Source organism: Oceanobacillus sp. NCCP-135 (genome assembly GCF_059698015.1).
Genome location: NZ_BAAKSZ010000012.1, coordinates 99,698 through 111,454, shown reverse-complemented (window position 1 = coordinate 111,454; position 11,757 = coordinate 99,698). Strand labels below are relative to the sequence as shown.

General features: G+C 36.8%; 9 protein-coding genes. 5 read left to right on the top strand and 4 right to left on the bottom strand.

Going from position 1 to position 11,757, the window contains the following annotated elements:
• Nucleotides 1–218 precede the first annotated feature (218 nt).
• Nucleotides 219–1,412 (top strand): MFS transporter, encoded by a 1,194-nt coding sequence (locus tag AC6HVZ_RS10550; RefSeq protein ID WP_497558116.1) that lies wholly within the window; start codon nt 219–221, stop codon nt 1,410–1,412.
• A 91-nt stretch (nt 1,413–1,503) separates the two neighbouring features.
• On the opposite strand, the gene AC6HVZ_RS10545 is transcribed toward AC6HVZ_RS10550, so the two are convergent.
• From AC6HVZ_RS10545 to AC6HVZ_RS10535, 3 genes are all read right to left on the bottom strand, one after another.
• Complete coding sequence (locus AC6HVZ_RS10545; protein WP_497558115.1) at nt 1,504–1,881, bottom strand: DNA cytosine methyltransferase; 378 nt, start codon at nt 1,879–1,881, stop codon at nt 1,504–1,506.
• Between the two features lie 388 nt (nt 1,882–2,269).
• Nucleotides 2,270–4,126 (bottom strand): ABC transporter permease, encoded by a 1,857-nt coding sequence (locus AC6HVZ_RS10540; RefSeq protein ID WP_497558114.1) that lies wholly within the window; start codon nt 4,124–4,126, stop codon nt 2,270–2,272.
• A gap of 15 nt (nt 4,127–4,141) precedes the next feature.
• Nucleotides 4,142–4,894, bottom strand: a complete 753-nt coding sequence (locus tag AC6HVZ_RS10535; protein WP_497558113.1) for an ABC transporter ATP-binding protein — start codon at nt 4,892–4,894, stop codon at nt 4,142–4,144.
• 153 nt (nt 4,895–5,047) lie between these two features.
• Here AC6HVZ_RS10535 and AC6HVZ_RS10530 point away from each other — a divergent pair, with 153 nt between their 5' ends.
• The 4 genes from AC6HVZ_RS10530 to AC6HVZ_RS10515 all read left to right on the top strand — a co-directional run bounded on the left by AC6HVZ_RS10530 (nt 5,048) and on the right by AC6HVZ_RS10515 (nt 10,284).
• Entirely contained in the window at nt 5,048–5,473 is a 426-nt protein-coding gene (locus AC6HVZ_RS10530) for a hypothetical protein (RefSeq protein ID WP_497558112.1), read from the top strand.
• A gap of 208 nt (nt 5,474–5,681) precedes the next feature.
• Nucleotides 5,682–8,849: a DEAD/DEAH box helicase gene (locus AC6HVZ_RS10525; protein ID WP_497558111.1), complete on the top strand. Its 3,168-nt coding sequence runs from the start codon at nt 5,682–5,684 to the stop codon at nt 8,847–8,849.
• An 896-nt stretch (nt 8,850–9,745) separates the two neighbouring features.
• The gene (locus AC6HVZ_RS10520; RefSeq protein ID WP_497558110.1) at nt 9,746–9,895 is read left to right on the top strand and encodes a hypothetical protein; all 150 of its coding nucleotides are present in this window, start codon (nt 9,746–9,748) and stop codon (nt 9,893–9,895) included.
• A gap of 65 nt (nt 9,896–9,960) precedes the next feature.
• Nucleotides 9,961–10,284 carry a hypothetical protein gene (locus tag AC6HVZ_RS10515; RefSeq protein ID WP_497558109.1) on the top strand — a complete coding sequence of 108 codons (324 nt, stop codon included), beginning with the start codon at nt 9,961–9,963 and terminating at the stop codon, nt 10,282–10,284.
• Nucleotides 10,285–10,452: 168 nt separating this feature from the next.
• Here AC6HVZ_RS10515 and AC6HVZ_RS10510 read toward each other — a convergent pair whose 3' ends face one another.
• On the bottom strand, nt 10,453–11,745 hold the full coding sequence (locus AC6HVZ_RS10510; RefSeq protein WP_497558108.1) for a hypothetical protein: 1,293 nt from the start codon (nt 11,743–11,745) through the stop codon (nt 10,453–10,455).
• Nucleotides 11,746–11,757: the final 12 nt, after the last annotated feature.

The following is an 11,757-nucleotide window of genomic DNA, read 5'->3' as shown; positions in this document are numbered from 1 at the left end:
AAATAAAATTAGCCTTGTCCTTAACACCTTGGGACACTTGCACTTTGAGACTTCGCAATTAGCTCTTCAAGTGATGTATTATCAAATGCTACCCACTATATTTAAATATACTTTTCTTCATTTAAGTTGCTATCTTCAAACTATTATGTAATAACCATTCCAAATCACACAACTCTCCTGTATAATATATTTCGAGTATCGAAGAAAGGGAGACATATATGGGATCGCAATTAAATACACAAACAATGACAAAACCAGACAAAATATGGACACGTGATTTCGTGCTTGTATGTCTGGCTAATTTTTTTATTTTCCTTGGGTTTCAAATGACATTACCAACCCTTCCTTTGTTCGTAAAGGAGCTCGGTGGAAGTGATCAGATTGTTGGAATCATTGTCGGGATTTTTACCTTTTCAGCTTTAATCATGCGTCCCTATGCCGGACATGCGCTGGAATCAAAGGGAAGACGCTTTGTTTATATGTTTGGGCTGGGAGTTTTTGTATTGTCAGTCGGTGCGTTTTCGGTGGTTACGGGTATTGCGCTGCTGTTAATGATTAGAGTTATACAAGGGGTAGGCTGGGGATTTTCCACGACGGCGACAGGAACGATTGCCACTGATTTAATTCCACCAAAGCGACGTGGTGAGGGGATGGGTTATTTTGGCTTATCAGGTAATATTGCCCTAGCATTTGGCCCATCACTGGGGTTGACATTAGTTGGCGTGATCTCGTTTCCGCAGTTATTTTTAATCTGTGCCTCCTGTGGATTGGTCGCCTTTCTTTTATCAACCAAAATACGCTATAAAAAAGTGGAGGAATCGCTTCATAAAACAGCTACCGTAAAATTTGATATTTTTGAAAAAACTGCGATTCAGCCATCGTTGCTATTATTTTTTATTACGTTTACTTTCGGAGGAATCGCAACGTTTTTGCCATTACATGCAACGAATCAAAATGTTGATGGAATCGAGCTTTACTTCCTTGTCTATGCGATATTTTTGATGATTTCTAGAACATTTGCGGGAAAAATTTATGATAAAAAGGGTCATTTATATGTATTTTTGCCAGGAACTTCCTTTATATTTATTGCGATGATTTTATTATCCTGGCTACCTGATATGACAACAATGTTAATTGCTGCGGGACTATATGGTTTGGGATTTGGCTCTGTTCAACCGGCATTGCAGGCATGGGCGGTTGATCAAGCGCCGGGCAATCGTAAAGGAATGGCAAACGCAACATTCTTTTCCTTTTTTGATCTGGGAGTTGGAATGGGAGCAATTGTTTTTGGGCAGCTTGCCTTTATGTTTGGTTATGGTGTAATTTACGCAACTTCAGCGGGATCCGTAGTACTTTCGATGGTGTTATATGTGTATCTTTTAATTAGAGCTAAGAAAAATACTGCATTATAGGTAGCCTCAAAGCTGTTAAAATGGTAAATAATAAGGGCGGAAGTAAACAGGATTACTCTTTAACTTCCACTTTCCACACCACAACAATACATTAAAACAAAACGAGCTGCTTAATTGATTCCAGATTATTTTTTGTCCACAATGTCATAGGGGTTGCAATAGTCTCGGCAAGCTTAACTGGCACTGCATTTCCTATTTGTTTGTATTGCTTATTTAATCGGTTGTTTTTACTGGATTCGAAGTTTCCACCAGCAGAAAACTGAAACCAATCGGGAAAGGTTTGAATTCGCGCTATTTCTTTTACCGATAATCTGCGATGTAATGACATATCACCAGGTAGCTCCCATTTGTTCTTATCTAATTTAACCATCTCTGGACCACTCGGATGTAAGGGCGCCTGTCTTCCGGAAGCTTGAATGGTAAAGCTTTGATCTAACCATTTTTTCTTTCTATTCCGCGATAAATACATCGGTGAATATCCACCTTCAAACCAATCCCGGGACTTTCCTCAAGGTCACCAATCGCATCTGGGGAAATGGAGGAAAAAAGAAATACATTAAATGTTTTTGTAAATACGCTCGAACTAAAAAGATATAGATAAATGCATTGTTAATAAAGATCCTTCTGCAATCTCTTTCCTATTAATTTTATCTCCGCTTTTATGCTAATTATAAAAAATAGCAAGAGCAAATTCTAGTGAGAATTGCCCTGCTATTTATATTGCTAACCTTTGTGTGATATGCATTGCTTTTTCTTTTTGCAACTCAATAGAGAAGTAGTTAATAAAAATCAATCTAAGCCTTTTTAAGGTAGTGTTTTTGCACTTCAAAAGTAAACCAGCAACATTCCTTTTTTCATTAACCCTCTCTCGGCAAAACAATCCGCTTATACATCTGAACTGTAATCCAATAATAAATTCCATAGATAATAAGGAAAATACTAATCGGCAGCCAAATTTTTGTATATGGCTCAATGATTATGAACGAAAACATTTGCATGCCTACAAGTACATGGACGAGTCCAACTATTGCCGGGAATAGGAATAGTAAATACAGCTCCCGGTAAATTGATTTTACAAGCAGTGATTTTCTTACACCGATTTTCCGTAGCATATTATAGCGGCCTACATCTGCGCCGGCGCTTGATAATAGCTTAAACATTAATACACTAGCCATCATCATTAAAAAGGCAATGCCTAAGAAGAACCCCATAAAAATTGTTCCACTTGCAATTCCTTTAAAACTCAAATAATTGTTGTATTTGCTGCCAATGCTTTCGACAGGCTCACCACGATAGGACGCTGCAAGCTGAAGTTGATCTGTGTTAATTTTATCTAAATGCGGAAGGTATTCTGTGAAATCGTCAACCCTGCCCAAAATCACCTGAAGTTCATCCGAATTTATTTTTTCATATGCAGCATTGTTGTATATAAATATTTCCTTGTAGCCAAACATCTGGAAATTGGCATTTAGTTCTGTTGATAGGGCTGTCCACCAATCATCTGGTAGGCTGTCATTATTGTCACTTTCATATAGTGAATATTTTTCTTTAGGTAAATCTTTAGTGACCCTCGTTTCTTCCGGCAGTTCAAATTCTTCCTTAAACTTCCTAATAAGAGGTGGGTTTTCCAATAAATCCTCTTTTAAAAAGTAAACAGCTTCTTCATCAGCCTTGTAATGATATGTGTTCTTCTCGGTGAAATTCATATCAGCCAATATTTTTTCGTCATCTTCGTCGGGCTGATGTAGTGCAACATCATTTGCGTGGAACATGGATGATTGTATTTCAATATTATGATAAAAGGATATTCCTGCTGTCATAGCACCAAGACCAAGTGCAATCAGCATTGCAACCGTTCCAAGCACCTTCGTTAAATTCAGCATTCTAAATCTCAATTGACCAAGTGTAAACGAATTGATCCCTTTTTCATTTAAGGTCCGGTTTTGCTTCAGTTTTTTTATAAAATAGGGCAAAAAGGAGATAAAGATTAAATACGTTCCCGGAATTATTGTAACTGTAGCCAAAATAACACCAAACTGTTTAAATTCTCCCATGTTCATCATGGCATAATAACCAATTCCGATTAAGATGATGGCAAAAAGCACACCGAAAAATGTTTTGCTTCCACTTGTTTTTACCTGATCTTGTTTCTGCCCTGCATGTAGAAGATTCAAAACTCTTTTTCTGCCAATTTGCCAGGCATTAACAGCCGCAGTGAGAAGAAATAATACAACATAAAATAGTATGGTTGTAATCATGGATGATACATAAAACGCCTCAAAGCCTTCACCGGAAAAATCCAATGTTTTCATGAAAAGTTCAGCAATTCCTGTTGCCAATCCGATTCCGACAATGATCCCAATGACTAATGAGATAATTCCAATAAAAAATGTTTCAAAAAACATGAGCTGGGTAATCTTATGCTTTTTCGCACCGAGCGTCATATACATGCCCATTTCTTTTTGCCGTAATGTGAGCATAAAGGATGTCGCATAAAAAATATAAAAAATGGTGATAAAGCCTAAAATAAATGTTCCTACATGGAAAATAAATACGATTTGACTAATCATCGCATTTGATTCAATAAATGCTTTATTTTGTGCAAGTGTTTGAAACATATAAAAGATAGCAATGGAAATAGTTAGACCAAAGAGCAAAACTAAATAATCCTTGAATCTCTTTTTCATACTGGATAATGATAATTTTAATAACATGGGTAAACCTCCTTTCTAATCAGCGAACTCAGCAAGAACATTGAGGATTTCCTGGTGGAATACGGTTCTTGATTTATCACGATGGATTTCCTTATACAATTTACCATCCTGGATGAACAGGATCCGTTCACAGTAGCTTGCGCTGAACGGATCGTGTGTTACGAGCATGATCGATGTATCGAGATTTTTATTTAAATGGACCAATGTTTCCATTAAGCTTTTCGCATTTTTGGAATCCAGTGCACCTGTTGGCTCATCCGCTAAAATCATCGCAGGCTCATGCACTAAAGCACGGGCTGCTGCAGCACGCTGCTTTTGACCACCTGAAATGGTCACAGGGTATTTTTCTAAAATAGCCTCAATGCCGAGTTTTCCCGCAACATTGTGGACACTTGGTTTAATTTTTCGTGAAGAAACCCCTTGCAGTGATAAAGGGAGTGCGATATTTTCATAGACTGTCAAATTTTCCAGTAAATTAAAATCCTGAAATATAAAGCCAAGCCGCTCGGAACGGAAGTCTGCCAATTGGTCTTGTTTCATTGCAGTAATATCTGTTCCGGCAATTTCGATCATCCCTGATGTGGCATTATCCAATGTTGAAATCACATTTAATAATGTTGTTTTCCCCGCACCGGATGAACCCATTATGCCAATAAACTCCCCTTGCCCCATATCAAATGACACATTATTTAATGCATGGAACTGATTTTCATTTTTATTTCCATATATTTTGTTTAAGTTCTTCACATGTAATACATGCTGCTTCATATTTTTTACCTCCATCTGTTTTAATCAATTGCTAGTTTATATGGATTGACTTGATTGTGGTATGTGTTTTCCTTTCAGCAGCCTTACAGTTTTGTAAGATATGAAACTAAGTATAGATAGCATTCGTAATTAGGGAGAGGGGGGCGTTGATTTATGTTCTACAGGATACTAGGAAATATGAACGCAGTTAAATTTATTCTAATTGCTGTTATTTTAATTGTTTCGATCGGAGCTTTGCTATTTTACTGGGTGATTAATAATGAACTGTCTATAACGGAAGAGAATATTGAGATATCCGGACCGTATGGAGTTGAAATCCCATTTGAAACGCTTGAGGATGCGGAGTTGTTAGATATGTTGCCGGAAATTATTGAAAAAAACGGTGGCTTTGAATTTGGTGGGAGAATGATGGGGGATTTTGATGTGGAAGGATACGGAGAGGGCAAATTGTATATTCATGGCAAGGATGATCCCCCGTACCTGCTGATTCAAACAAAAGAGGACTTTATTATAATAAATGGGTCAGATCCTGACGTTACCCGTGACTGGTATGAGGATATATCAGAAGGTATAAGATAAGATGTAAAGAAGGCTGACACTATAGCGGCAGCCTTTTAACAACCACAGGAGAGCGGTAACATTTTGATAAGAGCAGGAACATAAGGTTAAAAAGGTATAATATATTGCTAGTTTCCCCATCCTAGTAAAAGATTCAATAGTTTTAAAAATGGACTTTCTCGTTTACAATAGAAGTAATGAGATTTTTAGAAGGTAGGTAACTGGTATTTTGAAAAATATTGGTGATGTTAACATTCAAAAACTATTTCCATCCATAATATATAAGCGAGGGTTTGATTATTATCTACGTAATAAAGTTACTGATCTTTTGTATGATATAAACTACCAGCTTTGGACAGCAACAGTTCATGGAACCCAAGATTACTTTGTTGAAATTAATATGAAGGATTTTGATAAAGGATCGATTGACACGTATTGCGATTGTCCAGCATTTGATACATTTGGTTCGTGTAAGCATATTGTTGCAACGCTGGTTACTATTGCTAATAAAGAATCGGACCGAACTATTCCTAAGGCTAAATACGATTATCAATCAACAAATCGTTTTATCAGTGCAATGAGTTCGCTCCCTCTGCAACATAATGCAAGTGAGGTTTTACCTGATAAAGTACTAATGCATGTCGAATATTATTGCAAATGGACCTATGATAAAAATATAGTAATGGAATTAAAAACCGGTGTAAAAAGGTGTTTTGTTGTGAAAGATACTACTGCATTCCTTAGTAATGTGCTGCGGGGAAATGAACATTATTTTACGAAAACATTCACTTATAATCCGGAGATACATTACTTTTCACAGCAGGATCTTGCTATATTTGAAATGCTTTATGCAGTTTTGAAAAATGAGCAAATCTATAATGGTTACATGTACTATCACTACCAAGGGAATGCAAATGATAAGCGTTCCATTATAATCCCTTCCCTCATAATTCAGGAACTTTTTGAGAAAATAACAGAACAAGATTTCACGGTTGAAACAAAGGGGAAAAACTTCAGTCATGTAACGATTGAGAAAGACATACTGCCATTTCATTTTTCCTTAACTAAAAACGAACGCAATGATCTTATGTTAAAAATGGATGAAATTGCTAATGCTACCTATTTTAAAGCCTATGAAATGCTGTTTTATCAGGGAGTATTTTATTTTCCTGCAAAGGAACAAATTCCAGTTCTAGAAGAAATAAGTCAATTTGGGATGAACGACTTGCAGCTTCCCATTACAAAAAATCAAGCAGATACCTTTTTATCCGAAGTACTTCCTTCATTAAAAAAAGTGGGCGATGTGGCGATATCAGAAAAGGTCGAAGCTGAAATAATCCAAGTGCCTTTACGGGCAAAATTATATTTAGAAGTAAAAGCAGACTGGATTGTTGGAACGCTCGAATATCATTATGGAACCCAGAAGATCGATCCATTTAGTGGTCGTGAGGAAAATGATATCATTATCATTCGTGATGTGGAAAAAGAACAGCAGATTATGCGTTTAATTGAGCATGCGAATTTTCATTACAATGGAAAAGAATTATATATTGAAGCGAATGAAGAGCAAATCTATGAATTCCTTTATACCGTATTGCCATTACTTGATGAGCATGTGGAACTGTTTTTAACATCGGATATTCGTGGGATGATTGTGGAAAACGAGCCGATGCCAAGCACGAGCGTAAGATTAGAATCCTCCTCTAATTTACTGGAAATTGGCTTTGATATTGATGGGGTAGAAGATTCGGAAATTAATCAGATTATTAATGCCGTTATTGAAAAAAAACGATACTATCGTCTCCAAAGTGGCGCATTACTTTCATTGGAAGGAGAAGAATTCTCTTCGATGAAACAATTTTTCAATGATTTTGATATTAAGAAAGACGATGTACAGGATGGAAATATTCATATGCCTGTCTATCGTGGTACGCAAATTGATGAACTTATTGATACGAACAAGAATTATGACCCATCCTTTCGCAAGTTATTACATCAATTGAAATCCCCGGAGGAGCAGGTGTATGATTTGCCGAAACTGAATGCATCATTACGAAATTATCAGCATACAGGCTATCAATGGTTTAAATCATTAAGCCATTACCATCTTGGGGGAATTCTTGCAGACGACATGGGACTTGGAAAAACACTGCAGAGCATTGCTTATATTGCCTCAGAGCAAAGTGACAATCCACATTTGATTGTGGCCCCATCGTCTGTCATTTACAATTGGAAAAATGAATGTGAAAAATTTGCACCAGATTTACATGTTGCCATTCTTACAGGCACGCCACTTGAACGACAGCAAAAAATTGCCGAGATGAGAGATAGAGATGTTTGGATTACTTCCTATTCAACGTTACGTCAGGATATCGAGCTTTATCGTGAGTTAAATTTTCAAACACTAATTCTTGATGAAGCACAGTTTATTAAAAATTATGCTACAAAAACGTCACGAGCAATCCGTGAGATAAAAGCAAGTCGCCGTTTCGCATTAAGTGGCACACCAATTGAAAATTCAATTGATGAATTATGGGCAATCTTCCAGGTGGTACTTCCAGGGCTGATGCCAAATCAACGTAATTTTAAGCACCTATCCAATGAAAGAATTGCAATGATAACTAAACCGTTTATATTACGTCGCCTGAAAACAGAAGTACTTAAAGAGCTTCCGGATAAAATTGAATCCGTAAGTGTTTCTGAGCTAACAAAGGATCAAAAGGATTTGTATGTTGGTTACCATCGCCAGCTACAGCAGGAAGCAGCACAATCCATAAAAGAAAGTGGCTTTAATCAAAACCGTATGAAAATACTTGCTGGATTAACAAGATTGCGCCAGATTTGCTGTCATCCATCCTTATTTATTGAAAATTACCAAGGCCATTCCGGCAAGCTTGAACAATTAATGGATACAATTAGAAATGCGATTGATAATGGCAAGCGAATGCTAATTTTTTCCCAATTTACCAGTATGCATGAAATCATCATTGAAAAGTTGAAGCAGGAAGGAATTGATTACTTTTATTTACATGGACAAACCCCATCCCAGGAGCGTGTCAAAATAAGTGAACGGTTTAATAATGGGGAGAACAATGTCTTCTTGATTTCGTTGAAAGCGGGAGGAACCGGATTGAATCTGACCGGAGCTGATACAGTTATTCTATACGATCTATGGTGGAATCCTGCGGTTGAAGATCAGGCAACTGGTCGTGCCCATCGCTTTGGCCAAAAGAATGTTGTTCAGGTAATCAGGCTTATTACGGAAGGAACAATAGAAGAGAAAATTTACGAATTGCAGCAGAAAAAACGTGAACTGATTGATCAGGTCATTCAGCCTGGTGAGACAATGCTTTCTTCCTTGAGTGAAGAAGATGTTAGAGAACTGCTTAGCTTATAAGGAATAATTTGTGGTACAATGTGTTTTTTTGTATTTAAGAAAATATTACTGCTTTTTTAATGTATAAGCGAAACTAAGGAATACGCCTTATCTAAATTGTGTTTCGGATTTTCTAAAAGTTATATCCTGATATAATAGTTAAAAGCAAAATAATTGATTTGGATATGCTACATTGCGGCGTTAAATCGCAATGTAAGCATTTTTTTTAGTAGAATTTTCTCTAAAATTATTTCTAATGATAATAAAGGATAGAATGTACCAGTATTTTTGCCGAAATCAGGCAAAGCTGAGAGATAAGCGTATGAAGTTGAGAGAAGAATACGAGAAGTTGAGAGAGAATCCTATAAAGTTGAGAGATAAATGTAAATTTCCTCGTTTTCTCTCAACTTTTACCCAGTTTATCTCAACTTTGCCGTTTAATTTCTAGACTTTCATCGGCCATTTCTCAAAGCTAATGATATAGTCAGCTAAGCTCATCTGGCATTAGAAATCAATCCTAGTTTCTTTGCGGCTTAAAGGGCGTTTCCGTTACTAAACTGAAGCCATTTCCTCGTATCTATCACCCTTTTTGAGAAAGAGTCCTTTCATCTCTAATTAGGGTGGCTCTTACGCATAAAACGGTGTGAAAAAGTAGTAGAGTCATTATGTCCAATGGGATACTGATAATTAATAAATTTACAGAGGATACCGAAATATCGATAAATGCGTAAGAGCCTTAGGATGGCCATTTGTCCAGCACTTCACCAGTTGTAGCTACCGCTTTCAATCCCGTTGTTAACATATAGAAAATAAAAAACATTGGTTCTGCATAGTATATTCAAATAAAGCGGAGGTTTACATTTTTTAAAAATAGGGAAAATTAGTATAAACTACCCCATAGTGAAGGAGAGGGTTTGATGAAGGTTGTGTTTAGAGGCTTTGCAAAATTTATTGTTGCAAATGTAATGGTGGTTTTTGCTATCATGCTATTACCTGTTTTTCTATTCACTGACGATGTAGTGATATTTAATGAGATTCTAAATTACTTATTCAACAATAAAAGCTAACTGGAGCTGAGCGTAATTTTTATCCGTAAAAAAGAATAAATAGTATAGGAAAGGTGCTGTTTTCAATGACGAAAAACATTCTTGCTTATTTTAAATCAGAAAATGATGCTGAGTCTGCAAAGGCTAACCTGCAGCGACTTCAAGTATCAAATCTATTTGTTGATGAAATACCAGAAACGGATCAAAATGTAACCTTTGTACCACTTATGCAGGTCGGGTCAGCAAATACAGGAACCAGTGCTGCGGGAGTTGTTGGTCTGGATGATGACCTAACGAATAAAGATGATAACCCGGCTACACATCTACTCGAAGGTAAAGTGGATGAAAAAGATTATGAGGAAGCAATGCAAATTTTGGTAGACAGTAAAGGATATGGAAGCAATGATTAGATCGATGAAGCCAGACGGTATACTCGTCTGGCTTCATCAGCCCGAGAAGCGGAACATCAGCCCGAGAAGCGGAACATCAGCCCGAGAAGCGGAACATCAGCCCGAGAAGCGGAACATCAGCCCGAGAAGCGGAACATCAGCCCGAGCGTGAGGTATAACAATCTCGAATTATTGATTCAATGAAAACAGCTTTCTCGGGCGTCCTTTAACATAGGGCTTTTCCTCACCGACTACTTTAATTATTTCGCCAAGTAAAAGTTTATTAACGGTACGTTCTGCACTGCGCTTCGTTACTCTGTAATAGGTCGCTATATCGTTTGATGAAAATGGTTCATTGTTACGAAGTACAATAAAATCAATGAAATTATAGGATAGTTCATTATTAAGGCGTGCTTTATGGATAAGAGCTTGGTATAAACGGGATGTATCAAATTGTTTTCTAATCCCGAGTGGCCCAATAGTATCCTGCCTATCATTTACGATATAACAATTACTATTCTCTGATTGCTCACATGCCTCTAATGCCATTTTTGCATTAACCTCTGCTTGTTTAGCTGTTAGCCCAAGCCCGAAGCCAATATCTACAGGTGTATGTAGTGTTCGTTCCATTTCCTTTAGCAGTGGAAAATCACGATAATGATTTGTAATATGATCAATAACTCCTTTTGTACCAAGTAATACAAATTGATTGTTGTTAACTGGGTATGTGGATGCATATGTTTTATGGCTAAATTTCGCTAGGATTGCTTGGAGCTTTACGAATAGTTCTTGTGCTGCCGACTCACCTTTTTTTACTTTAATAGCCGTTAAATGTTTAATTCGAATATACCCGATAACAATTTGTGCGCTTTTACTTTGATTTAGCCTTGTCATTGTCTTGGCTTCTGTAAAGGCCCGCCTCAGATTAATTTCCGGAACGAGCATGGAACACGAAGGAATGCCTAAAGTCTCCAGGCGTTGCTTTGTTTCCATGGATGATGTGAGAACAAAATCAATTTTTCCTTCATCCCATAACTGTTGGTGAAAGGAGATAATTTTATCTAGATCAACAGTTTCGTTTTCTGGAATGCTATACGTATAAATTTCTTTGTTCAATATATTTAATTCTTTAAGTACTTCATGAATATGATGAGGCTTTAATACGTCAATCGATAAGCGGTTCAATGATTGTTTATGGATAAGTTTAAGCCTATAAAAGGCTGTCATAATCATATATTCATCAACAGCCACTGTTACAGCAGGTAATCGTTTTTTATCCATTTTTTTCTTTACATATAAATAAGGGAGAACTTCAGTGAATAAATAGATATCACACAAAATCGCCTGTTCAATTAAATCAATGGTTTCTATTGCAGTAGAATAGGTAAAGGGGATCATTTCAATCCCATCTTCATCATTCATGTACGATTGTATACGTTCAATCATTTCTTCTCTAACGAATACGGCTATTTTCACTTTCATCCTAGTCCCTCC

Excerpts from the sequence above, each read along its gene's own strand:
- AC6HVZ_RS10550 (WP_497558116.1), top strand. The coding sequence starts at position 219 with ATGGGATCGCAATTAAATACACAAACAATGACAAAACCAGACAAAATA.
- AC6HVZ_RS10545 (WP_497558115.1), bottom strand. The coding sequence starts at position 1,881 with ATGTATTTATCGCGGAATAGAAAGAAAAAATGGTTAGATCAAAGCTTT.
- AC6HVZ_RS10540 (WP_497558114.1), bottom strand. The coding sequence starts at position 4,126 with ATGTTATTAAAATTATCATTATCCAGTATGAAAAAGAGATTCAAGGAT.
- AC6HVZ_RS10535 (WP_497558113.1), bottom strand. The coding sequence starts at position 4,894 with ATGAAGCAGCATGTATTACATGTGAAGAACTTAAACAAAATATATGGA.
- AC6HVZ_RS10530 (WP_497558112.1), top strand. The coding sequence starts at position 5,048 with ATGTTCTACAGGATACTAGGAAATATGAACGCAGTTAAATTTATTCTA.
- AC6HVZ_RS10520 (WP_497558110.1), top strand. The coding sequence starts at position 9,746 with ATGAAGGTTGTGTTTAGAGGCTTTGCAAAATTTATTGTTGCAAATGTA.
- AC6HVZ_RS10515 (WP_497558109.1), top strand. The coding sequence starts at position 9,961 with ATGACGAAAAACATTCTTGCTTATTTTAAATCAGAAAATGATGCTGAG.
- AC6HVZ_RS10510 (WP_497558108.1), bottom strand. The coding sequence starts at position 11,745 with ATGAAAGTGAAAATAGCCGTATTCGTTAGAGAAGAAATGATTGAACGT.